This is a genomic window from Streptomyces triticirhizae (genome assembly GCF_003696235.1).
In the GTDB taxonomy this organism is placed as follows: Bacteria; Actinomycetota; Actinomycetes; order Streptomycetales; family Streptomycetaceae; genus Streptomyces; species Streptomyces triticirhizae.
The window spans coordinates 1-23,319 of sequence record NZ_RFFJ01000097.1 but is presented as its reverse complement, the minus strand read 5'-3'; the positions used below and the strand labels follow the sequence as shown (position 1 = coordinate 23,319).

At 72.5% G+C, this 23,319-nt stretch carries 19 protein-coding genes and 2 pseudogenes; 12 read left to right on the top strand and 9 right to left on the bottom strand.

The window, feature by feature from the left end; translation table 11 throughout:
• A pseudogene (locus tag EBN88_RS31970) lies at positions 1-203 on the top strand (IS110 family transposase); the annotation flags it as partial.
• A 72-nt stretch (positions 204-275) separates the two neighbouring features.
• Here the strand turns inward: EBN88_RS31970 and EBN88_RS17530 are convergent.
• The 3 genes from EBN88_RS17530 to EBN88_RS17520 all read right to left on the bottom strand — a co-directional run bounded on the left by EBN88_RS17530 (position 276) and on the right by EBN88_RS17520 (position 2,785).
• Positions 276-701, bottom strand: a complete 426-nt coding sequence (locus EBN88_RS17530; protein ID WP_122184832.1) for a hypothetical protein — start codon at positions 699-701, stop codon at positions 276-278.
• Positions 702-717: 16 nt separating this feature from the next.
• The gene (locus EBN88_RS17525; protein ID WP_122184831.1) at positions 718-1,263 is read right to left on the bottom strand and encodes a molybdopterin-dependent oxidoreductase; all 546 of its coding nucleotides are present in this window, start codon (positions 1,261-1,263) and stop codon (positions 718-720) included.
• Between the two features lie 73 nt (positions 1,264-1,336).
• The gene (locus EBN88_RS17520; RefSeq protein WP_325052766.1) at positions 1,337-2,785 is read right to left on the bottom strand and encodes a hypothetical protein; all 1,449 of its coding nucleotides are present in this window, start codon (positions 2,783-2,785) and stop codon (positions 1,337-1,339) included.
• A gap of 134 nt (positions 2,786-2,919) precedes the next feature.
• Here EBN88_RS17520 and EBN88_RS17515 point away from each other — a divergent pair, with 134 nt between their 5' ends.
• The 5 genes from EBN88_RS17515 to EBN88_RS17495 all read left to right on the top strand — a co-directional run bounded on the left by EBN88_RS17515 (position 2,920) and on the right by EBN88_RS17495 (position 12,014).
• The gene (locus EBN88_RS17515; protein WP_233580755.1) at positions 2,920-3,672 is read left to right on the top strand and encodes a DsbA family protein; all 753 of its coding nucleotides are present in this window, start codon (positions 2,920-2,922) and stop codon (positions 3,670-3,672) included.
• A 94-nt stretch (positions 3,673-3,766) separates the two neighbouring features.
• Positions 3,767-4,885 carry a prolipoprotein diacylglyceryl transferase gene (lgt, locus tag EBN88_RS17510; RefSeq protein ID WP_122184830.1) on the top strand — a complete coding sequence of 373 codons (1,119 nt, stop codon included), beginning with the start codon at positions 3,767-3,769 and terminating at the stop codon, positions 4,883-4,885.
• Between the two features lie 34 nt (positions 4,886-4,919).
• Entirely contained in the window at positions 4,920-5,621 is a 702-nt protein-coding gene (locus tag EBN88_RS17505) for a VIT1/CCC1 transporter family protein (protein WP_122184829.1), read from the top strand.
• A gap of 383 nt (positions 5,622-6,004) precedes the next feature.
• Positions 6,005-10,561, top strand: a complete 4,557-nt coding sequence (gene gltB / locus EBN88_RS17500) for a glutamate synthase large subunit (RefSeq protein WP_122184828.1) — start codon at positions 6,005-6,007, stop codon at positions 10,559-10,561.
• Positions 10,554-12,014 (top strand): glutamate synthase subunit beta, encoded by a 1,461-nt coding sequence (locus tag EBN88_RS17495; RefSeq protein ID WP_122184827.1) that lies wholly within the window; start codon positions 10,554-10,556, stop codon positions 12,012-12,014. Before gltB ends, EBN88_RS17495 begins: the two co-directional genes overlap by 8 nt.
• A gap of 144 nt (positions 12,015-12,158) precedes the next feature.
• Here EBN88_RS17495 and EBN88_RS17490 read toward each other — a convergent pair whose 3' ends face one another.
• Positions 12,159-12,728: a hypothetical protein gene (locus tag EBN88_RS17490; protein WP_122184826.1), complete on the bottom strand. Its 570-nt coding sequence runs from the start codon at positions 12,726-12,728 to the stop codon at positions 12,159-12,161.
• 208 nt (positions 12,729-12,936) lie between these two features.
• Between EBN88_RS17490 and EBN88_RS17485 the strand changes: the two genes are divergently transcribed.
• The 3 genes from EBN88_RS17485 to EBN88_RS17475 are packed head-to-tail and all read left to right on the top strand — an operon-like array spanning position 12,937 to position 16,053.
• Positions 12,937-14,271 (top strand): sugar ABC transporter substrate-binding protein, encoded by a 1,335-nt coding sequence (locus EBN88_RS17485; RefSeq protein ID WP_122184825.1) that lies wholly within the window; start codon positions 12,937-12,939, stop codon positions 14,269-14,271.
• Positions 14,261-15,232 carry a carbohydrate ABC transporter permease gene (locus tag EBN88_RS17480; protein ID WP_122184824.1) on the top strand — a complete coding sequence of 324 codons (972 nt, stop codon included), beginning with the start codon at positions 14,261-14,263 and terminating at the stop codon, positions 15,230-15,232. Before EBN88_RS17485 ends, EBN88_RS17480 begins: the two co-directional genes overlap by 11 nt.
• Positions 15,229-16,053: a carbohydrate ABC transporter permease gene (locus tag EBN88_RS17475; protein WP_122184823.1), complete on the top strand. Its 825-nt coding sequence runs from the start codon at positions 15,229-15,231 to the stop codon at positions 16,051-16,053. Before EBN88_RS17480 ends, EBN88_RS17475 begins: the two co-directional genes overlap by 4 nt.
• Positions 16,054-16,144: 91 nt before the next feature.
• Here the strand turns inward: EBN88_RS17475 and EBN88_RS17470 are convergent, their stop codons facing one another.
• Together EBN88_RS17470 and EBN88_RS31255 are read right to left on the bottom strand one after the other, a co-directional pair.
• Positions 16,145-16,495 carry a hypothetical protein gene (locus EBN88_RS17470; protein WP_122184822.1) on the bottom strand — a complete coding sequence of 117 codons (351 nt, stop codon included), beginning with the start codon at positions 16,493-16,495 and terminating at the stop codon, positions 16,145-16,147.
• A complete protein-coding gene (locus EBN88_RS31255; RefSeq protein ID WP_199742404.1) occupies positions 16,492-17,856 on the bottom strand; it encodes a transcriptional regulator in 1,365 nt (454 codons plus the stop codon). The genes EBN88_RS17470 and EBN88_RS31255 overlap by 4 nt, the downstream gene beginning before the upstream one ends.
• Before the next feature lie 220 nt (positions 17,857-18,076).
• On the opposite strand from EBN88_RS31255, the gene EBN88_RS17460 reads away from it, so the two are divergent.
• On the top strand, positions 18,077-18,358 hold the full coding sequence (locus EBN88_RS17460) for a hypothetical protein (protein WP_122184821.1): 282 nt from the start codon (positions 18,077-18,079) through the stop codon (positions 18,356-18,358).
• Positions 18,359-18,388: 30 nt separating this feature from the next.
• On the opposite strand, the gene EBN88_RS17455 is transcribed toward EBN88_RS17460, so the two are convergent.
• Positions 18,389-20,455 carry a serine/threonine-protein kinase gene (locus EBN88_RS17455; RefSeq protein WP_122184820.1) on the bottom strand — a complete coding sequence of 689 codons (2,067 nt, stop codon included), beginning with the start codon at positions 20,453-20,455 and terminating at the stop codon, positions 18,389-18,391.
• Between the two features lie 197 nt (positions 20,456-20,652).
• On the opposite strand from EBN88_RS17455, the gene EBN88_RS17450 reads away from it, so the two are divergent.
• Complete coding sequence (locus EBN88_RS17450) at positions 20,653-21,012, top strand: chorismate mutase (protein ID WP_122184819.1); 360 nt, start codon at positions 20,653-20,655, stop codon at positions 21,010-21,012.
• Between the two features lie 224 nt (positions 21,013-21,236).
• On the opposite strand, the gene EBN88_RS17445 is transcribed toward EBN88_RS17450, so the two are convergent.
• Positions 21,237-21,713, bottom strand: coding sequence for a hypothetical protein (locus EBN88_RS17445; RefSeq protein WP_122184818.1), 477 nt, complete (start codon positions 21,711-21,713; stop codon positions 21,237-21,239).
• A gap of 250 nt (positions 21,714-21,963) precedes the next feature.
• Positions 21,964-22,437: a DoxX family protein gene (locus tag EBN88_RS17440; protein WP_122184817.1), complete on the bottom strand. Its 474-nt coding sequence runs from the start codon at positions 22,435-22,437 to the stop codon at positions 21,964-21,966.
• A gap of 178 nt (positions 22,438-22,615) precedes the next feature.
• Between EBN88_RS17440 and EBN88_RS17435 the strand changes: the two are divergent.
• Positions 22,616-23,319 (top strand): annotated as a pseudogene (locus EBN88_RS17435) (helix-turn-helix transcriptional regulator); the annotation flags it as partial.

Below are 23,319 nucleotides of genomic sequence, written 5' to 3'. Positions count from 1 at the left end.
CTCTGCACCGCATCGTCATCTGCCGCCTGCGCTGGGACCAGCGAACCAAGACCTACGTGGAACGGCGCACGAAGGAAGGGATGTCGAAGAAGGAGATCATGCGCTGCCTCAAACGCTACGTCGCCCGCGACGTCTTCCACGCCCTCACCAGGCAAAACACCCGCGCAACGACTCCTGATCAACCGCTAAGAGCCGCTGCTTGACATCCGTAAGAGCATCCCCAGGACCCCCGGTCCGCTCCGGCGGACCGGGGGAGTACGCACGCCCCGGTCCCGCTACCCGCGCCCCCGCCGCGCGCCCCGCGCCGTCCACAGGTGACGCGCCATCCCCGCCGCCGTCAGCAGCGCCACCACCCCCAGCGCCACGGCCAGCCCGCGCGGACAGTCCAGCGGCAGCGACGTCGGATAGCGCGCGTCGTTCCGCCGCAGCAGCGGCGGCAACGCCACCAGCACCAGACAGCCGCCCGTGAGCAGCCCCGCGCGCAGCGCCCCGCGCCCCGGCGCCCGCCGGATCGCCCAGCCCACCAGCACCACCAGCGGCGCCAGCAGCAGGTCGTGCGCCAGCAGCACCCCCAGCAGCCAGCCGCCCACCCGCGCGGGGACGCCCGCCTCCGTGGCCGTCCACAGCGGCCGAACGCCCGCCGCCAGCAGCACCAACCCGACGCCCGACAGCGCCAGTTGACCGGCCCGCACCCCGCTCACCGCAGCCCTCCGACGCTCACCGCGGCACCTCGATCCGCGCCACCCACTTCGTCTGCCACACCCCGGGCCGGTTCGGCGCGATGATCCGCGCCGGGAAGCCGTGGTCCAGGCTCAGCACCTCCCCGTTGAGCCGCAGCGCCAGCAGTGTCAACGGGTCCCGCACATACGCGGCCGGCATCTCCATCACCCGGTAGCCGCCGCTCCGCTGCGCCGAGACCACCCGCACCGACGCCCCGTCCCCGGCGCCCACCCGTTCCACCAGGTCCGCCAGCCGCACCCCGGTCCACTCCGCCGAGGCGCTCCACCCCTCCACACACGCGATCGGCAGCCGCTCCGTGCGCTGCGGCAACGCCCGCAGCGCGTCCAGCGACAGCCGGTCCTCGCGCTCGCCGACCACCGTCAACCGCCAGTCGGGAGAGGTCAGTTCCGCCGCGTCGACCCCGGCCGCCGCCGCGCTGCGGTTGATCGGCAGCCCCTGCCGGGTGCCCGCCGTGCCCGGCTCCGGATCGCGCGGCGCCAACAGGTTCGACGGGCGCAGCGGCGTCACCGTCTGCCCAGCCAACGCCCCACCGCCGTCGCCGTCCGCGCGTCGTGCGGTCCTTCGCCGAAGCGGGGCAGCGGCGGCGCCGGCAGCCTCACCAGGTCGTCCGGTACAGGTGGTTGACCAGCAGCGCCATCACCACCTGGGCCGCCAACCACCACCGCGCCCGCCGCCGCGGCAGCAGCGCCGTCACCGGCAGCAGCCACACCACGAACGGCAGCCAGATCCGCTCCGTCTCCGCCTTGCTCATCCCCGACAGGTCCGCCACCAGCAGCGCGCACACCGCCGAGGCCACCAGCACCACCAACGCCCGATACCCCTCAGGCGCCCGCCGCCCCGGCGCCAACCCCCGCAGCGAGCCCACCAGTCGGGGCCCCCACTGCCACAGCGCCGCCGCCGTCGCCAACCCCACCGTCAACACCTGGGCGGCGACGTTCGCCCACACGAAGTACCCGTAGGGGCGCTGGCCGCCCGCGCCGGCGAAGTACCGCTCGACCAGCACCTGATAGCCCTCGTACCACCAGAAGCCCCCGGCCGTGAACGCCACCACCCAGACCGCCACGCCCCACAGCACATACGGCACCGGCCGCCACTCCCGCGTCAACAGCAGCACCGCCACCCCGACCAGCGCCATCAGCGTCAACCCGTAGGACAGGTAGCACAGCAGCCCGAACAGCAGGCCCGAACCCAACGCCGCGCCCCGCCAGCGCCACCCCGGCGCACGCGACCGCCCGCGCGCCGCCAGCGCCAACAGCGCCACCGCCCAGGCGCCCACGGCCGCGAAGTACGCGTCCGCCGAAACCCCCAGCCACACCGCCGCCGGCGCCCACACCAGAAACGGCGCCGCCCGCCGCGCCAGCCGCTCCCCCGCCAGCACCCGCACGGTCACCAGCACGGCGGCCGGCACGCTCGCCGCCCACAGCACGCAGAACATCGACGCCCAGATCCCGCCGTGCAGCCCGATCCGGTCCAACAGCGCGAAGGTCAACGTGGCGCCCGGCGGGTGACCGGCCACATGCGCCGGCCAGTTGTCCACCGCGTCGATCGGGATGCGCGCGACAAAGCCGTCCAGGAAGTGGCCCCAGCCCGGCATCGCGTTGATCTCGTCGACCGACCGCAGATACTCGTGCTTGGTCTCCAGGTTGTTGACCACGCCCCGGTGCCAGCCGTCGATCCACGCCAGCACCAACAGCCAGCCCGTCGCCGCCGCCCAACTAGCCACCAGCAGCGCCCGCCACGGCAGCCGGCGCGCCAACGTCGGCCCGTAGAGCACCCCGATCCCCGCCGCCAGCAGCGCCGGCACCGTGCCAGGGCCCAGGTGCGGCGACCAGCTCGCCAGCAGCGGCGGTGACTGGAGCCGCAGCCGGTCCCCGTCGTTGAGGGCCGTGCCGATCACGGCCGAGGCGGCGAAGAGCACCGCCGCCACGGCGGCGGCCACCAGCTCCCCGCGCCACCCGGCGTCCGGCGGCTCGGCCTCCGCCGGCGCGGGCGGCGGACCCGCCCCCACCTCGCCCTTCACATCCTGCTGGGTCACCTGCCGCACGCCCGGGGGCTCAACGCTCGGAGATCTCACACCAGGGGGAACGACCGCTCCCGTGCCGCGTCACCGAGCCCCGCCCGGCTGGACGCGCCCGTTCCGGGGCGTGTCCTGGCCGGCCCGGTGTCGTTTGGCCAGGCGTGAGCGCACGGAACCCACAGGCACAACAGCAGGCACAGCGCAGCGCCAGGGAGCGACTGCGGGAGGAACGCGAGCGGCAGCGCGCCGGGGAGCGCCGGCTGCGGCTGGTCAAGATCGGCGGCATCGCCGCGCTGGTCCTGGCCATCGCGGCGGGCGCCGGCTTCCTCGCGGCCGGCGGCGGCAACGACGACGACAACGCGGGCCCGGCGGCCGCCCCCATCGCCGTCGGGGAACGCTCGGCACCGGCCGTGCTGACCGTCTACGAGGACTTCCGCTGCCCGGCCTGCGCCCAGTTCGAGAACGCGTTCCGCTCCACCGTCAACGAGCTGACCGAGGCCGGCCAGCTCCGCGTCGACTACCACCTCGTCACCATCATCGACGGCAACATGCGCGGCAGCGGCTCCCGTTACGCCGCCAACGCCGCCGCCTGCGCCCGCGACCAGGGCGCCTTCCCCGAGTACCACGACGTGCTCTTCCAGAACCAGCCGGCGGAGACCGACGACGCCTTCGCCGACAAGTCCCGACTGATCGAGCTGGCCCGGGAGATCGAGCCGCTCGACAACGAGACCTTCCGCACCTGCGTGCGGGACGGCACCCACGACGACTGGGTGAGCCGCTCCAACGCGGACTTCCTGGACGGCGAGTACAACGCGACCCCCACGGTGCTGCTCAACGGCGAGCGCCTGGGCCAGGGCGGCGACCCGCTGACCCCCGAGCACCTGCGGGAACGCGTGGCCGAGATGGCGGGCTGAGCCGGGCCGCCGGCCCGCGCGCCAGGACACGGTTCGGTCAACCCGCCCTCCGGATTCCGTTGGGGAGCCGGGGCACGGTAGCGTCGGCTCCACCATGGAGATCCTTGCCAGCATCCCCAGTCCAGGCACCAGCGAGATCGAGCTGGGGCCCCTGCCGCTGCGCGGCTATGCGCTGTGCATCATCATCGGCGTCTTCCTGGCCATCTGGCTGGGTGGCCGGCGTTGGGTACAACGCGGAGGCCAGCCGGGAACGGTGGCCGACATCGCCGTCTGGGCCGTGCCGTTCGGCCTGGTCGGGGCGCGGATCTACCACGTGGTGACCGACAACCAGCTGTACTTCGGCGAGGGGCGCGACCCCGTCGACGCGTTCAAGATCTGGGACGGCGGTATCGGCATCTGGGGCGCGATCGCCGGCGGCGCGCTCGGCGCCTGGATCGCCTGCCGCCGACGCGGCATCGCGCTCCCGCCGATGGCCGACGCGATCGCCCCCGGCATCGCGTTCGCCCAGGCCATCGGGCGCTGGGGCAACTGGTTCAACCAGGAGCTGTACGGCCGCGAGACCGACCTCCCGTGGGCGGTCGAGATCGACAACGGCCTGGACACCGGGACGTTCCACCCGACGTTCCTCTACGAGTCGCTGTGGTGCCTGGGCGTCGGCCTGCTGGTGATCTGGGCCGACCGCAGGTTCCGGCTGGGCCACGGGCGGGCGTTCGCGCTGTATGTCGCGGCGTACACGGTGGGCCGGTTCTGGATCGAGTACCTGAGGATCGACGAGGCGCACGAGTTCCTGGGCCTGCGGCTCAACAACTGGACCGCCATCGTCGTCTTCCTGGCCGCCGTCGCCTATCTGGTCCTCTCCGCCCGCAGCCGCCCCGGCCGCGAGGAGAACGTCGAGCCTCGCCCGGACGACGCGGACGGCCCCGGCGCGGACGGTCCCGGCGCCGAGGGCGCCGAGGCCGACGGGGAGGCGGCCGGCGCCGAGGGGCCCGGGTCCACGGTGGCGGAGGACCCCGCCGAGGCGGCGGCGAAGCGGGAGATGGCCCAGGCCACGACCCTGGACAAGGTGAAGCCCCCGGCGGAGCCGGACGCGGAGGCGTCGGCCGACCGGTCCGAGGAGGAGGCCGACGCGTCGGCCTCCGAGAACGCCGACAACGCCGAGGCCGCCGAGAACGCCGACGAGGGCGTCACGACGGCGAAGTCCACCGAGAAGTAGCCCCGGGCCCCGGGCGAGAGCGAAGGGCGGCGGGATGGCCGGGGCAGAGGCGCACCACCAGCATCGGGACGTGCGGGGCGGCTGGCTGCGGCCCGCCGTCTTCGGGGCGATGGACGGGCTGGTCTCCAATTTCGGGCTGATCAGCGGCGTCGCCGGCTCCTCCGCCTCCTCGCGGACGATCGTCGTCGCCGGAATGGTCGGCATGGCGGCCGGTGCCTTCTCGATGGCGGCGGGGGAGTACACCTCCGTGGCCGCCCAGCGCGAGCTGGTCCTCGCCGAGCTGGCGGTCGAACGGGCCGAGTTGACCCGCCACCCGGAGGACGAGCTGGCCGAGCTGGCCGGGGTGTTCGAGGCCAGGGGCGTCGAGCCCGGCCTGGCCAGGGAGGTGGCCAGGCAGCTGTCGGTCGATCCCGAGCAGGCGTTGGAGATCCACGCCAGGGAGGAGCTGGGCGTCGGCCCGGCCGACCTGCCCTCGCCGCTGGTGGCCGCGGCCTCCTCGTTCGGCGCCTTCGCGCTGGGCGCGCTGCTGCCCGTGGCGCCCTATCTGCTGGGCGCCGCCTCGCTCTGGCCCGCCGTGCTGGTCGCGCTGGTCGGCCTGTTCGTCTGCGGTGCGCTGGTGGCCCGGGTCACCGCGCGGCCCTGGTGGTTCAGCGGCCTGCGGCAGCTGGCGTTGGGCGCGGCCGCTGCCGGGCTGACCTATCTGCTGGGCGCGGTCTTCGACACGGCCGTCGGTTGACCTACCCTGGACGACGGCCTCACCGAGACCACCCAAGACCGGTCAAGATCGGTCCGAGTCGGGAATACGCCGTTCATGGGCCCTGTTGGTCCATTTGGCGTGCTTCGAGGTGAGCTTTTGTTTCTCGCTGGTTTCACTTCGAGGACGACGGGCATGTGCCAGGACGCCCTACGGACAGCGGCGTCCGCGGCGCCAGGCGACCAGGAGGGGGCATTTCGCTCCATCTCCGGCGCGTTCCCCCCACGACAAAGTCCGTATCGTGGACTGCGGTATCCGCTTCCCGGGAATCCGGTCATCGTGTAACCTGCGTGAAAATTTAAGCAACGCCAGGGCCAACGTCGTCCCTCGGAAGCCAACAGACCAAGACGACGACGGGAGAGCCGATGCGTTCTGCGTCCCACCCGGTTAAGCAGGGGATGTACGACCCGCGCAACGAGCACGACGCCTGTGGTGTCGGCTTCGTGGCCACTCTCACCGGCGAGGCCAGCCATCAACTGGTTGACCAGGCGCTTTCCGTCCTGCGCAATCTCGAACACCGTGGGGCCACCGGCTCTGACCCGGACACCGGCGACGGTGCCGGCATCCTGATCCAGATCCCGGACGCTTTCCTCAGGGAGAACGTCCCCTTCGAGCTGCCGCCCGTCGGCGGCTACGCCGTGGGCCTGGCCTTCCTCCCCACCGACGAGGCCGAGCGGGACGCCGCCGTCGCCCGGGTCGAGGAGATCGCCGACGCGGAGGGCCTCTCCGTTCTGGGTTGGCGCGAGGTGCCCGTCGCACCGCAGCTGCTGGGCGCGGCGGCCCGCGAGACGATGCCGGTCTTCCGGCAGCTCTTCGTCGCCGACGAAGGGGACGGGCGCACCGGCCTGGACCTGGACCGCATCGTCTTCGCGCTGCGCAAGCGCGCCGAGCGCGAGGCCGGGATCTACTTCCCCTCGCTCTCCAGCCGCACGATCGTCTACAAGGGGATGCTGACCACCGGGCAGCTGGAGCCGTTCTACCCGGACCTCTCCGACCGCCGGCTGACCAGCGCCATCGCGCTGGTGCACTCGCGGTTCTCCACCAACACCTTCCCGTCCTGGCCGCTGGCCCACCCGTACCGCTTCGTCGCGCACAACGGCGAGATCAACACCGTGCAGGGCAACCGGAACTGGATGCGGGCGCGGGAGTCGCAGCTGGCCACCGGGCTGTTCGGGGACCCCGAGCGGCTGGAGCGGCTCTTCCCGATCTGCACGCCCGAGGCGTCCGACTCGGCGACGTTCGACGAGGTGCTGGAGCTGCTGCACCTGGGCGGCCGTTCCCTGCCGCACGCGGTGCTGATGATGGTGCCCGAGGCGTGGGAGAACCACCCCTCGATGGACCCGGCCCGGCGGGCGTTCTACCAGTACCACTCCACGATGATGGAGCCCTGGGACGGCCCGGCCTGTGTTACGTTCACCGACGGCGTCCAGGTCGGCGCCGTGCTGGACCGCAACGGGCTGCGTCCCGGCCGCTACTGGGTCACCGACGACGGCTTCGTGGTGCTCTCCTCCGAGGTCGGCGTGCTGGACATCGACCAGGCCAGGGTGGTGCGCAAGGGCCGCCTCCAGCCGGGCCGGATGTTCCTGGTGGACACCGCCGAGCACCGGATCATCGAGGACGACGAGATCAAGGAGTCGCTGGCCGCCGAGCACCCCTACGCGGAGTGGCTCCAGGACGGCCTGATCGAGCTGGCCGACCTGCCGCAGCGCGAGCACGTGGTGCACACCCACGCCTCGGTCGCCCGCCGCCAGCAGACCTTCGGGTACACCGAGGAGGAGCTGCGCGTCCTGCTGACGCCGATGGCGAGGACCGGCGCCGAGCCCATCGGCTCGATGGGCACCGACACCCCGATCGCCGCGCTCTCCGACCGGCCCCGGCTGATCTTCGACTACTTCACCCAGCTGTTCGCGCAGGTCACCAACCCGCCGCTGGACGCGATCCGGGAGGAGCTTGTCACCTCGCTGCTCTCCGCGCTCGGCCCGCAGGGCAACCTGCTGGAGCCTACGCCCGCGTCCTGTCGCAGCGTGACGCTGCCGTTTCCGGTGATCGACAACGACGAGCTGGCCAAGCTCATCCACGTCAACGCCGACGGCGACCTGCCCGGCTTCGCCGCCACCACGCTCTCCGGGCTCTACCGGGTCGCCGGCGGCGGCGAGGCGCTGGCCCGGCGGCTGGACGAGATCTGCGCCGAGGCCGACGCGGCCATCGCCGAGGGCGCGCGGGTCATCGTGCTCTCCGACCGGCACTCGGACGCCGAGCACGCGCCGATCCCGTCGTTGTTGCTCACCTCGGCCGTGCACCACCACCTGATCCGCACCAAGCAGCGCACCCAGGTGGGGCTGCTGGTCGAGGCGGGCGACGTGCGCGAGGTGCACCACGTGGCGCTGCTGATCGGCTACGGCGCCGCAGCCGTCAACCCGTACCTGGCCATGGAGACCGTCGAGGACCTGGTCGCCCGGGGCACCTACCTGCCGGACGTGGACGCCGAGACCGCCATCCGGAACCTGATCAGGGCGCTCGGCAAGGGCGTGCTGAAGGTGATGTCCAAGATGGGCATCTCCACCGTCGCCTCCTACCGGGGCGCGCAGGTCTTCGAGGCGATCGGCCTGGACGAGGCGTTCGTCGACCGGTACTTCCACGGCACCACCACCAAGATCGGCGGCGCCGGCCTGGACGTGATCGCCCGCGAGGTCGCCGCCCGGCACGCCAAGGCGTACCCGGTCTCGGGCGTGGCGTCGGCGCACCGCACCCTCGACATCGGCGGCGAGTACCAGTGGCGCCGCGAGGGCGAGCCGCACCTGTTCGACCCGGAGGCGGTCTTCCGGCTCCAGCACTCGACGCGCGAGGGCCGCTACGACATCTTCCGCCAGTACACCCAGCGGGTGAACGAGCAGGCCGAGCGGCTGATGACGCTGCGCGGGCTGTTCCGGCTGAGGGAGGGCGCCCGCCCGCCGGTGCCGCTGGAGGAGGTCGAGCCGGTCAGCGAGATCGTCAAGCGGTTCTCCACCGGCGCGATGAGCTACGGCTCCATCTCGCGTGAGGCGCACGAGACGCTGGCCATCGCCATGAACCGGCTGGGCGCCAAGTCCAACACCGGCGAGGGCGGCGAGGACCCGGAGCGGCTGGTCGACCCGGAGCGGCGCAGCGCGATCAAGCAGGTCGCCTCGGGCCGGTTCGGCGTCACCAGCGAGTACCTGGTGCACGCGGACGACATCCAGATCAAGATGGCGCAGGGCGCCAAGCCCGGCGAGGGCGGCCAGCTGCCCGGCCACAAGGTCTACCCGTGGGTCGCCAAGACCCGGCACTCCACGCCGGGCGTCGGCCTGATCTCGCCGCCGCCGCACCACGACATCTACTCGATCGAGGACCTGGCGCAGCTGATCCACGACCTGAAGAACGCCAACCCGGCGGCCCGCATCCACGTGAAGCTGGTCTCCGAGGTGGGCGTGGGCACCGTCGCCGCCGGCGTCTCCAAGGCGCACGCCGACGTGGTGCTGATCTCCGGGCACGACGGCGGCACCGGCGCCTCGCCGCTGACCTCGCTCAAGCACGCGGGCGGGCCCTGGGAGTTGGGCCTGGCCGAGACCCAGCAGACGCTGCTGCTCAACGGGCTGCGGGACCGCATCGTGGTGCAGACCGACGGCCAGCTGAAGACCGGCCGCGACGTGCTGATCGCGGCGCTGCTCGGCGCCGAGGAGTACGGCTTCGCCACCGCGCCGCTGGTGGTCTCCGGCTGTGTGCTGATGCGGGTCTGCCACCTGGACACCTGCCCGGTCGGCATCGCCACCCAGAACCCGGAGCTGCGCTCGCGGTTCACCGGCAAGCCCGAGTTCGTGGTGAACTTCTTCGAGTTCATCGCCGAGGAGGTCCGCGAGCTGCTGGCCGAGCTGGGCTTCCGCAGCCTCGACGAGGCGATCGGCCACGCCGAGCTGCTGGACGTCTCCCGGGCGGTCGACCACTGGAAGGCCCAGGGCCTGGACCTCGCCCCGCTGCTGCACGTGCCGGACCTGCCCGAGGGCGCGGCCCGCCGCGCGGTCGTCGAGCAGGACCACGGCCTCGCCAAGGCGCTGGACAACGAGCTGATCCGGCTGGCCGCCGACGCGCTGTCCGCCGAGCGGGCCGAGGACGCCCAGCCGGTGCGCGCGCAGGTCGCCATCCGGAACATCAACCGCACCGTGGGCACCATGTTGGGCAACGCGGTGACCCGCGGGTTCGGCGGCGCCGGGCTGCCGGACGGGACGATCGACATCACCTTCACCGGCTCGGCCGGCCAGTCGTTCGGCGCCTTCGTGCCGCGCGGAGTGACGCTCCGGTTGGAGGGCGACGCCAACGACTACGTCGGCAAGGGTCTCTCGGGCGGCCGGCTGGTGGTCCGGCCGGACCGGGGCGCCGACCACCTGCCGGAGTTCTCCACCATCGCCGGCAACACCATCGCCTACGGCGCGACCGGCGGCGAGATCTTCCTGCGCGGCCGGGTCGGTGAGCGGTTCTGCGTCCGCAACTCCGGCGCCACCGTCGTCGCCGAGGGCGTGGGCGACCACGGCTGCGAGTACATGACCGGCGGCCGGGCCGTGGTGCTGGGCGACACCGGGCGGAACTTCGCGGCCGGCATGTCCGGCGGCGTCGCCTATGTGGTCGATCTCGATCCGGACCTGGTCAACGACGGAATGGTGGCGATCGAACCGCTGGACGCCACCGACCAGGAGTGGCTGCGCGACGTGCTGCGCCGCCATGCCGAGGAGACCGGCTCCACGGTCGCCGACCGGCTGCTGAAGGACTGGGACAGCGCGCTGGCCCGGTTCAGCAAGATCATGCCCACCACCTACAAGGCCGTGCTCGCCGCCAAGGACGCCGCCGAGCGAGCGGGACTCAGCGAGTCCGAGACCCACGAGAAGATGATGGAGGCGGCGACCCATGGCTGATCCGAAGGGCTTTCTCACCACCCAGCGCGAGGTCGCCAAGACCCGCCCGGTCGCCGAGCGCGTCAAGGACTGGAACGAGGTCTACGTTCCCGGTTCGCTGCTCCCGGTGATCAGCAAGCAGGCCGGCCGCTGCATGGACTGTGGCGTGCCGTTCTGCCACAGCGGCTGTCCGCTGGGCAACCTCATCCCCGAGTGGAACGACTACGCCTACCGGGGCGACTGGGCGGCGGCCAGCGAGCGGCTGCACGCCACCAACAACTTCCCGGAGTTCACCGGGCGGCTGTGCCCCGCGCCCTGCGAGTCGGCCTGTGTGCTGGGCATCAACCGGCCGGCGGTCACCATCAAGAACGTCGAGGTGACCATCATCGACAAGGCGTGGGAGGCCGGCGACGTCACCCCGCAGCCGCCGGAGAGGCTCTCCGGAAAGACCGTCGCCGTGATCGGCTCGGGCCCGGCGGGGCTGGCCGCCGCCCAGCAGCTCACCCGCGCCGGCCACACCGTCGCGGTCTACGAGCGGGCGGACCGGATCGGCGGGCTGCTGCGCTACGGCATCCCCGAGTTCAAGATGGAGAAGCGCCACCTCAACCGCCGCATCGAGCAGATGCGCGCCGAGGGCACCAAGTTCCGCACCGAGGTGGAGATCGGCCGCGACCTGGACGCCACCAAGCTCCGCAAGCGCCACGACGCCGTGGTGATCGCCGCCGGCGCCACCACCCCGCGCGACCTGCCCGTCCCCGGGCGGGAGTTGAACGGCGTCCACCAGGCCATGGAGTACCTGCCGCTGGCCAACAAGGTGCAGGAGGGCGACCTCACCCGTTCCCCGATCACCGCCGAGGGCAAGCACGTCGTCGTCATCGGCGGCGGCGACACCGGCGCCGACTGCGTGGGCACCGCGCACCGGCAGGGCGCCGCATCCGTCACCCAGCTGGAGATCATGCCGCGCCCCTCCGAGGAGCGGCAGGCCCACCAGCCGTGGCCGACGTTCCCCATGCTCTACAAGGTGACCTCCGCGCACGAGGAGGGCGGCGAGCGGGTCTACTCCGTCTCGACCACCCACTTCGAGGGCGACGAGGACGGCAACGTCCAGTGGCTGCACCTGGTCGAGGTGGAGTTCAAGGACGGCAGGCTGGAGCAGAAGCCCGGCACCGAGCGGCGCATCCCGGCGCAGCTGGTCACCCTGGCCATGGGCTTCACGGGGACCGACCAGGAGAACGGCCTGGTGCGGCAGTTCGGCCTGGAGCTGGACGCCCGGGGCAACATCGCGCGGGACGCCAGTTACGCGACCAATGTCGACGGCGTCTTCGTCGCCGGCGACGCCGGTCGTGGCCAGTCGCTGATCGTGTGGGCGATCGCCGAGGGCCGCGCGGCGGCCCGGGGCGTGGACCGCTACCTGACCGGCGAGTCCACGCTGCCCTACCCGATCCGGCCCACCGACCGCTCGCTGGCGGTCTGACCACCCGCCGGTCCCCGCCCGCCGGGGGCCGGCCCCCATCCGTGCCGCACAACGACGTGCGGACACTGACGGCGCCCGCCCCTCCCCGACCGAGGGCGGGCGCCGTCGCGTTCCGGTGCCGCGTCCGTCGGGGAACGGGCGGGGTCAGCCCTCGTCGACGACGTTCAGCTCCTGGCCGGAGACCGCGTCGACCACGGTCCGCTCGCCCAGTTCGGACCCCAGCGCGACCGGGACCTCGTCCACGAGGAGGATCTCGACGCAGGCGTCCACGGTCGGGTCGGGCTCGATCCAGCCGCCCACGATCACCAGCTCGTCCGTCTCCTCCACCCAGGCGCCGAAGTCGTCGTCGCACTGGCCGTGGGGGACGTGGACGGTCAGCTCCTCGTTGCTCGGCTCGGCGGGCGACATCCCGTGCAGCGTGGCGAGTTGGTCGTTCGGCTCGGCCGGCGCCGGCGGCTCGGGCCAGCTGGCGGCCACCTCCTCGGCTCGGGCGTCGAAGGCCGCGTCGGCGGTCTGGTCGCCGCCGCCGGCCTGGCCGCCGCCGTCGGCGCCGCCGTCGTCCGGCTCCTCGTCGCCGGGGCCGCCCGGGTCCTCGGGGGCGCTGGCCGCCGGGTCCTCGGGCTCGGCCCCGTCGGACGTGCCGGAATCGGAGCCACAGCCGGCCAGAAGCAGGCCGGCCACCGCGACAGTGGGCACGATCATCTTGTTTCGCACGACGTACCTCCCTTTGCGTGTTCCGATGGGACGCGGTCGGGCCCGATCGGGTTCCGTCGCGCGTCGTTCCTCGCCAAAGGTCCAGCCCACAAACGGTGTTGATCCGTGATGTGTGGACCTTGCCCGCGCTGGACAGCGCTGTCACCATCAACGCTTCCGCACGACCGGATCACCAACCGATCACCAACGGTGAGGATGGGGGACGAGGATGGCGCACACTTCCGGCAGAGGCGGCGCTTCCGGCAGAGGCGGCGCTTCCGGCAGGGGCGGCGCGCGGGCCAGGCGTCGGCGGCTGGTGGCCGCCGTGGCGGCCCTGACGCTCGGCGCGGTCACCGCCTGCGGCGGGGACGAGGGCGGCGAGCCCGACGCGCTCCAGCTGTGGATCATGGACGGCACCAACCCGGACGCCGGGCCCTATGTCGAGGCGCTCCAGGCCGAGTTCGAGGAGCGCACCGGCGTCGCGCTGGACGTGCAGTTCATCCAGTGGGCGGACGCCCACGACCGGATCACCACCGCCATGGCCGGCGGCGAGCTGCCCGACGTGGCGGAGATCGGCACCACCTGGGCGCCGGAGTTCGGCGCGGCGGGCGCGCTGGCCGACCTCGCGCCCCGCATCGAGGAGGACGGCCTCGCCGACGACCTGGTGCCCGGCCTGTACGACGCGGGAACGGTGGACGGCGCGACCTACGGGATGCCCTGGTACGCCGGCGTGCGCTCGCTGATCTACCGCGCCGACGTGTTCGCCGAGCACAGCCTCGAACCCCCGACCACCTGGGACGAACTCCGCGACGTGGGGCTGGCGTTGCGCGAGCTTGAGCCGGACATGATCCCGTTCCCGGTCTCCGGCGGCGGCGAGTACGGGCTCGACCCGTTCATCTGGGGCGCCGGCGGCGACGTCGCCGAGCCGGACGGGGAGGGCGGCTGGCGTTCCACCGTCAACGAGCCGGAGGCGATCGAGGGCATCGAGTTCTACACCTCGCTGGCCACCGAGCACGGCCTGTCGGTGGCCGCCGCCGAGACCTGGCTGGAGACCGACCAGCTGGAGAGCTTCCAGAACGGCGAGGCCGCCATGGTCATCAACGGCAACTGGACCATCGCCACCCTGCTGGAGGCCGACCCGAGCTGGGCCGACCGGATCGGCGTGGTGCCGATCCCGGGCCGGGACGGCGGCTTCAGCCCGTCGTTCGTCGGCGGCTCGCTGCTCGGCGACTTCAACAGCTCCGAGCCCGACCTGGCCTGGGAGTTGATCACCCTGATGAGCACCGGGGAGTTCGCCGCGAGCTGGGCCGAGCAGTCCGGCTACTTCCCCGGCCAGCAGAGCCTCCTTGAGGAGGTCCAGGAGCGGGACGACCCGCTGGTCGCGCCGTTCGCCCAGCAGATGTCGGAGGCCGGGGCCAACCTGCCGGTGACCGAGAAGTACGGCGCGATCCAGGGCGAACAGGTGCTGCCGCGAATGCTTCAGGCCATCCTCTCCGGCGAGGCGACCGTGCGGGAGGCCGCCGACGAGGCCGCCGCCGCCATGGACGAGACCTTTGCCGGCTGAGGCGGGAACCGCACGGGCGGGGAGCGCGCGGGCGGACGAACGCACCCGGGCCGCGCGCCGCGCGGCCCGGGTGCGGGCGCTGCGGCCCTGGCTGCTGCTGGCGCCCGCCCTCGGGGTGCTGGCGGTGCTGCTGTTCTGGCCGCTGGTGCGGGTGGTGTCGCTGTCGTTCCAGGAGTACGGGCTGCGGCAGATCAACACCGGCGAGTCGAACTACACCGGTCTGGACAACTACCGGGAGATCCTCGGCGACTCCTTCCTGTGGACCACCGTGCTGCCCAACACCGTGCTCTTCGCGGTCAGTTGCGTGGTGCTCACGGTGGTGGTCGGCACCCTGGTCGCGCTGCTGCTCCAACGGCTGGGGAAGACCTGGCGGGTGATCTGCTCCACGGTGATCATGATGGCCTGGGCGATGCCGGCGGTCACCGGCACCTATGTCTGGATCTGGATCTTCGACCCGCTCAACGGCGTGGTCAGCGGCGGACTGGACGCGGTGGGCGCGATCGAGCCGAGGGAGACCAACTGGTTCACCGACCGCTGGTCGTTCTACGCCATCGCCACCCTCAACGTGGTGCACCACGGCTTCCCGTTCGTCGCCGTCACCCTCTACGCGGCGCTGCTGACCATCCCCAGGGAGCTGCCGGAGGCCGCGCTGATGGACGGGGCGAACGCCTGGCAGCGGTTCTGGCGGATCACCGTGCCCACCATCAGGCCGGTCTTCGCGGTGGTCACCATCCTCTCCACCATCTGGGACTTCAAGGTGTTCGCGCAGATCTACCTCATGCCGGGCGGCTCAGGGGCCAACCCCGACGTGCTCAACCTCGGGGTCTGGTCCTACATCCAGTCGTTCAGCCGCAACGAGTACGGAATGGGCTCGGCGATCGCGGTGCTGCTGACGCTGCTGCTGCTCGCCATCACCGTCGGCTATGTGAAGGCGCTGGCCAGGGAGGGCGATCAGCTGTGACCAGGACGGGACCGTGGCGGCGGCTGGGGCTGGGGGCTGCGGTCGCGGCGCTGTTGGCGTTCACCCTCTTCCCCGTGTACTGGATGGTCTCCTCGGCCTTCGACCCGGGCGCCGACCACCGGGGCGCGGCGGTGCTGCCCGAGGGGCTGACGCTGGACCACTTCCGCTATGTGCTGGACACCGGCGAGTTCGGCCGCTACCTGACCAACTCGGCGCTGGTGGGGCTGGGAACGGTACTGCTCTCCGGGCTGCTGGCGCTGTTCGCCGCCGTCGCCGTGGCCCGCTTCCGCTTCCGGATGCGGACCAAGGTGCTGGTCATGGTCCTGGTGGTGCAGATGGTGCCGCTGGAGGCGCTGGTCATCCCGCTCTTCCTCCAGATGCGCGACCTGCGGCTGCTCAACAGCCTGCTCGGGCTGACGATCGTCTATCTGGCGTTCTCGCTGCCGTTCGCGATCTGGACGCTGCGGGGCTTCGTGGCGGCCGTGCCGCAGGAGTTGGAGGAGGCGGCCTATCTGGACGGGTGCGGCTGGTGGCGGATGTTCCGCTCGGTGCTGCTGCCGCTGGTCGCGCCGGGGCTGGTGGCCACCAGTGTCTTCGCGTTCATCGTGGCGTGGAACGAGTTCGTCTTCGCGTTCGTGTTCATGCAGGACGACGCGAAGTACACGGCGGCCGTCGGGCTGCACCGCTTCTTCGGCCAGTACAGCACCGACTGGGGCGCGGTGATGGCCGGTTCGACGCTGATCACGCTGCCGGTGCTGATCTTCTTCGTGGCGGTGCAGCGGCGACTGGCCGCCGGCCTGGCGGCGGGCGCGATCCGGTGAACGGGCGGGCCGGCGAACGGACGGGCCGGCGGCCGGGGGCGGCCGGTGAACGGGTGCGGCCGGGGCCCCCGCTGACCCGCGGCGTGGGGTCTCACTCGATGGCCTCGAAGATGTCCATGTCGGTCTGGCGCTGCCATTCCGGAAGCGACTCCCAGTCGGCGACATAGCTCGGCTTCGGTGCCTCGAAGTGCTTGTGGATCTGCGCCACCCAGCAGATTGCCACGAACCTGCCCTTCTGCTCCCGAGTCAGTTTCCCGGTGCTCCCCGCACTGACCTCAGCGAACTGCCGGATCTGCTGGCACACGGCGGCGGCGGCCTCCCGTTCCCACTCCGGGGTGTCCTCCCACGGCGCGACATAGCCGGGCTTCGGCTCGCCCGGGAAGTGCTTCCTGACCCCGGCGATCCACGCTGCCCGAAAGGCGCGACCCGCCTCTTCCGTCATGCCAGCTCCCTCTCAAGTGTTCCGATCTCGTCCCACAGTTGCGAGACGCGTCGATCGGGCAGAAGCGGCGTCAGCCGCGCCCTGACCGACCGTAGTCTCCGCCCGGCGTAGCCCGACCTGGTCTGGCGGGACAGCTCCACCACCGCCCGCGTATGGGTGAGGACCATGTCCACGTCCCGGCGCTGAATCCCCAACACGGCGAGGTCGGTGAGCACCCCCACGCGTCGACGTGCGGACAGGGGCTGGTTGAGCGCCTCGGTCAACGCTGCCTCGGCAAGGTCGGGGCGACGCAAGGCGACGAAGCAGGTGCCGCGTTCCTCGGCCAGCCTGGAGCCGTCGAAGCGCAACCAGCCTCCGTTGTGCACCGTGCCGGAGAGGGCCCGAACGTCACCCGCTCTGTCCAGGGCGCGACGGCAGGAACCGTAGTCACCGAGCTTCGCGAACACCTCGGCCTGCACGGCCGAGATCCAGTAACGCGTGGAGAGTTGTGCGTCGCCCCGCTGAGCGACATGGGCGGCGGATTCGAGCAGGGGGACGGTGGCGCTGTACTCCCGGTCATACAGCCCGACGAAAGCAAGCCGGGTGAGGGCACACGCCCACAGATCAAATTCTCCGGCCTCCTTGCTCGCGCTCGCGGCCAGGGTGTAGCTGTGGGCCGCTTCGGAGTATCGGTCGGCGTCGAACTGGATCTCACCCGCGAGTTGGAAGAGGCTGCCGGCGGCGGCGCACAGCTGCCTGTGCTGCTTTCCGTCGGTCACCTTCCTCATGCTGCCGGTGAGTTCCGTCAGTTGAGCGCGCACCGCCGGATAGACCGTGCCCTTGGTCGTGGAGAGTCCGAAGGCGCGCCAGAGATGGGAGTTCATGCGCTGGTAGGAGCCGCCGACGTCGGGGTGCTCGCTCACATTCCGCGAGGTCAGTTGAGGTGCGGCGACAGCAACGTTCGCTACGCTCATCAGCCGCATGAAGTCACGCCGAATCATTTCGTCCAGATCGCCCGTGTCGAGGTCGTCGAATTCTGGTGGCGGAGCGTTGGTGCGACGATCACGTGGAGAGCTTTCCCAGGGACGTTCCGGCACTCCGAGCATCGCCCCGGGGATTCCGAATCCGTCGCAGATCCGTTCGATGACGCCTTGTCCGCGCACCCCTCGGACACCTCTGATGATGTCCCCCACGCGTGAACTGGTCATCTTCCCGACGGCGGCAGCCATGTCCGCATAGCTCGAACCCGTCCGGCGGTTCACGAGCCGGAAGATCTCCCGGAAGTCGCGCGTGGCACATGCCCTCCGCATCGCGTCACTCTCCAACAGGGCACCGGGGATTGTCAGTGGGTAGCCGGTGCGCTTGGCTGTGCGGTCGTCCATGGCCCGCCCGGAGAGTCGGCAGCAACGTAGGCCAAGGTTAACCCCGGGGCGGTGTCGGGGTACCCCGAAGTCCCACGTGGGGTACCCCGTTCACGGCGTCCAACTCCGCCCCGCGCGGCGAACCTTGTAGCGCGCGCCAGTGCCGTCTCGTTCCAGGACCGGATCGAGACGGCACGGGCGCGGCTTGGCCACAGTTCGCCGAACCACCGGGGAGTCAGCGATGATGATCTACCTGCGCAGCGACGAAATCGACCTGCGGTTTGATGAGGAGGACCCGCTTCAGCTGGTCGCCGAGTTGGAGAAGGCCGTCCGGCGGCACGGTATCCGGATGCTCGATATCGGCGTGGACTCGCGCTACATGGACATGTACCTGGACAACAACGACCCGGTGGTGGTCCAGTTGGGCTCGTGCCGGGGAACGCACCTGAAGAAGCTCATCAGGATTCTGAACGAATCCCCGGTGGCGGAGACGCCGAACGAGCAGAATCTTCCGGGCCGTTGAGGCCGGGGCGGGTGTCCGGCCGGCCAGGCCCTACCGCACCGCCGTGTCGTCGAAGACGTCCACCGTGATCTCGTCGACCGCCAGCGTCTCGGCGCCCCAGTGGCGGAGGACCTCCGCGTAGGTGCCGTTCTCGATCAGGGTGTTCAGCGCCTCGACGAGGGCGTTCTGGACGTCGGGGTCCCCGCCGCTCACCGCGATGGCGCGCGGAATGTGCAGCAGCGGCTCGCCGGCCGCCATGCCGTTGGACTCGGCGGCGTGGCGCAGGCCGATGAAGCTGCCCCGGAGCATGAGCGCCGCGTCCGCGTCGCCGTCGGACACCTCGATCAGCATGGGGCCCAGCTCGTCGTGGCCCGAGACCTCGGGCGGGCTCGCGCAGCCGGCCTCCTCGGACCAGCCGGCCAGATACTCCTCCATCGCGGGGGAGTCCCAGGTCGCGAGCGTCGCGTCACACAGCTCGCCCAGGGTGTTCGGGCGGCCCTCGGGGGCCACCAACACCCAGCCGTCCGAGAGGTGGTGGACGAAGTTCAGGTTCTCGGCCGGCTCCGACTCCCGGTCGATCGGGACGGCGCCCATCGCGAGGCCCACGGAATCCTGACCCGAGGCGATCTCCGTGTGCATCTGGCGCAGCAACGAGCCGTAGTCGGCCCGTTGGTAGCGGAACTCCACGCCCAGCAGCGCGCCGATCTCCGCCGCCAGGTCGGGTTCCACGCCGACGACATCGTCGCCGTCGCCGTGGGAGAGGAACGGCGGATAGTCGGCGGCGGTGCGCACCGTGATCTCGCCCGCCTCCCGGATCTCGGCCGGCAGCAGTTCGTGCGGCGGCGCCGAGCGGTCCCCGGGGCGCTCCTCGTCGTCGGACGGGTCGTCGTCCCGTGCGTCGTCCCGTGCGTCGTCGTCCCGATCGGGCGCGGGGGACGTGGCGGAGTCGGAGGGGGCGAGCTTGTCGGCCGTGCTGCCGGATGCGGTGTCGTCGCCGTCCGAGGGGCGGGTGACCGCCCAGGTCACGGCGGCGGCCAGGACGACGACCGCCGTGGCCGCCGCGATCAGCACCGGGCGCCGCGACCGGCTCGGTGGGCGGGGGCCCGTTGCCGTGGGGACGTCGGCGAACGCGGGCGGGCCCGGCGGCGGCGGCGTCGGGGGTGGCGTCTGGGGCGGGGCGTCGATCCAGGTGGCCGAGGGGCCGTCCAGGGCGAGCAGCCCGGCGGCCTCGCGGCCCAGCCGGGAGGTCAACGTGGCCGGCAGCCACAGCCCGCTCTCCGCGTCCACGGCCGCGCGACCGGGGCCGGCCGTCGCCCCGACGACCTCGGCCACCGAAGGCCGTTCCGCCGGGTCCTTGGCCAGGCACCGCGCGACCAGCTCCCGCAGCGCGCCGGTCAACGGGCCGTCGTCGGGGCCGAGTTCGGGCTCCTCGTGAACCACCCGGTAGAGCGCGGTGTGCACCGGCGGCCGCCCGGCCGAGAACGGCGCGACGCCCGTGGCGGCGAAGCCGAGCACGGCGCCCAGCGCGAACACGTCGGCGGCGCCGGTGAGCGACTCGTCGCGTATCTGCTCCGGCGGCATGAAGCCGGGGGAGCCGACCAGGGAACCGGTCCGCGTCACCTGGCTGGCGTCCACGGCGCGGGCGATCCCGAAGTCGATGACCCGGGGCCCCTCCAGGGTGACCAGTACGTTCGACGGCTTGAGGTCCCGGTGCACCAGCCCGGCTCGGTGGATGTCGGCGAGTGCCCTGGCCAGGCCGTGGGCCAGCGACCAGACCGTCTCCTCGGGCAGCGGCCCGAAGATGTCGTCCACCACCTGCTGGAGCGAGGGCCCCGGCAGATAGCCGGTGGCGACCCACGGCACCGCCGAGGTCGTGTCGCTGTCCAGCACCGGCGCGGTCCAGTCGGCGCTCACCCGCCGCGCGGCGGCCACTTCGCGTTGGAAACGACGTCGGAACTCGGCGTCGGCGGCCAGCTGGGCGTGGATCAGCTTGACGGCGGTGAGCCGGCCCCCGGGCCCGCGCCCGAGGAAGACCTCGCCCATCCCGCCGGCGCCCAGCCTCCCCAACAGCCGGTACGGCCCGACGGATGGTGGGTCACCTGCGGTCAGCGGTTCCATCGCGCAACCTCGAAGTCCTCGGGCGGTGGCCGGGATGGGCCAGCGGCGGGTGGGGCGCCCTCATCCTAGGACGCGCCCGCTTAACGCCCGCAAAGGGAGGGCGAGATGAGGACCTGACCCTGGGACCCCCGCGCGCCCGCCCGCTCGAAAGCGGCGGCCCCGGCCCGGGGTGGAGACGCCGGACATAGGGTGTGACCATGGAGAAGAGCAGCGACGGGCCCGGGACGCCCGCCGGTCTGGACGAGAGTGTGGCCGCCGAGCTGGTCGCACTGCGCGACAGCATCGACAACATCGACGCGGCCGTGGTCCACATGCTGGCCGAGCGCTTCAAGTGCACCCAGCGCGTCGGCCGCCTCAAGGCCGACCACGACCTGCCGGCGGCCGACCCGGCCCGCGAGACCCGGCAGATCGAGCGGCTCCGCCAGTTGGCGGAGAACGCCAAGCTCGATCCGGCCTTCGCCGAGAAGCTGCTCAATTTCATCATTGCCGAGGTCATTCGCCACCACGAGACGATCGCCGGCGAGCGGCTCGGCAGGGAAGGGGCGCGGCCCGAGTAGCGTCCGACGCCGGGGGCGGTTGGCGGCTGAGGGCGGTCAACGGCCGGTCGTGGCCGTCGGGTTGAGCGCCGCCGTCCTCGGGTTGTCCCCATCCGCCCCGGGGGGTTGGCCCGATGGTGACCGGGCGGCGGGGCCGGCAGGGCGCCCCGGCCCTCGCGGGGAGGACGGCCCCCGTCGCGTCGGCCCCGGCCCCGGCCGCGTCGGCCCCGGCCCCCGTCGTCGTCTCAGCCGCGCACCGCGCCCTCCGGCCACAGGACGCGGACGGGCAGCGCGACCCGGTGCGCGTAGGCGACCACGTCGGCGGTGCCGCCGAAGCCGCGCGCCGGCTCGCCGTCCCAGACGGCCAGCAGCCGGTCGACCAGCCCCACCATGACCTCGCTCGCGGTCATGAACGCCCGGTCGTCGGCGGTCGCGAGCCCGGTGCGGTGGACCGCGTCGGCGGCGGCCACCAGGGCGTCGTACTCCGCGTGGTGCCAGGCGGGCAGCACGCCCCGGTAGTCGTCCGCCGGGATCACCACCTCGACGCGCCCGCCCAACTCCAGCACCGTGCGGGCGAACCAGCTGTCCGGCCCGTCGGCCACGCACGAGACGCCCACCAACTCGTGCGGCGCCTGGCGCGCCAACTCGGCGCGGAGCCCGGCCCGCACCCGGGTCGCGACGTCCTCCGGCAGCCCCCGGTGGCCGGTGATACCTATGCGCATCTGACTCCTTCACCTGCTGACGGGCGGTTGCGGTCTCCCGCGAGCACCCCGGCTCCCCGGCATCTCGACGGTGCGCGGAAGAGTAGCGGAGACCACTGACAACGCCCGCCCCCGGGGGCCGGTGAGGAGCCTCAACGGGCCAGCGCGGCAGGGGAGTTCGGCACGGCGCTCGGCAACCCCGCACGCCCGGCGTCCCCCCGCACGCCCCGCGCGAACCAGCTCCAGCCGGCGCCCGCCCGGCGCCCCGGGCTCACCTCGCGCTCCCCGCCCCCGCCCGGGCCCGCGCGCCGGACCGCCCCATCGGCGAGGGCAGCCGGCCGGCCAGCAGGTGGTCGACGGAGAGCCGCCCGGCGCCGGTCGCGGCCAGCAGCAGGCAGGTGACGCCGATCGCCAGCACGAAGCCGTAGCCGTCCCCGTCCACATAGATGCCGTTGCCGCCGTGCACATAGACGAAGGCCCCGGCCATCACGAAGGCGCCGGCCAGCGCGGCCAGCCGCACGGCGGCCCCGAGCACCAGCGCGGCCCCGCCGAGCAGTTCGACCCAGGTGGTGAAGTAGGCGCTGAGCGTCGGCAGCGGCACCCCGCCGCCGGACATGATCTCCGCCGTTCCCTCGACGGTCCAGTCGGTGAGCTTCTGCCAGCCGTAGGCGAAGAGGATGACGCCGATCCCGAGGCGGCCCACCAGCAGGCCGAGGTCGGTGAGCAGGGCGCGGTCGAGGGGCATGGTCGTTCTCCCGGTCGTTGGTGCGGTCCGGCCTTCGTGGTGCCGTCCGACCGTGGTCGGCACGGCCGGGAACCGAGCCTCGCCGGTCAACACCGTCCGCCGGACCGCCCGTTGGAGCGGGTCGGGACCGGCCGAAGGAGCGGGCACGGTCGCGCGCCGGCCGTCTAGGGTCGGCCCCATGAACGCGGAGACGAACGCGGAGACGGTCCCGGCGAAGGGCCCGGCGAGCCGGGACTGCTGGGCCGATCCGGAGCGGCTGCTGACCGGCGTCGTCGGCCTGCTACGGGCGCCGCTGCCCGAGGTGCTCGGGCGGCTGTCGGAGGCGTTGGCCGAGGTCGTGCCGCACCACACCCTGCTGCTGCTCACCGGCGACTGCGCCGCCTCCGCGCTGAAGTGGCACGGCGACGGGACGTTGACCGGCCCCGGGGCGCTGGCCGAGCTGCGGCGGCTGGCCGAGGATGTCGCCATGGACGAGCCGTGCCTCGACCGCGCCGCACTCGGCCCCGCCGGCGAGCGCCACCCCGTGCTGGCCGTTCCCGCCCGGCCGAGCGGCTCCGCCGGGGCGCTGCTGGCCGTGGTGCTCGACGAGGACCGCGCGCCTGAGCCGGCGCGGCGGCGGATCGCGTGGCTGCTGTGGCAGCTGACCAGCGTCCATATCGCCACGCTCAACGCGCGGATGGAGCCGGCCAAGCTGGGCGTGGGCCGCGCGGTCGCCGACGAACGGGCGCGGCTGGCCGCCGAGTTCACCGACGCGCAGGCGATGGCGTTGACCACCGTGCTGGGGGCGCTGCGCTCCCGGGGCCTGACCGACGCGGCGGCCCGCGCCGCCGCGACCGACCTGGCCGCCGCCGCGCTGGTGGAGCTGCGGGCGGCGGGCGAGCG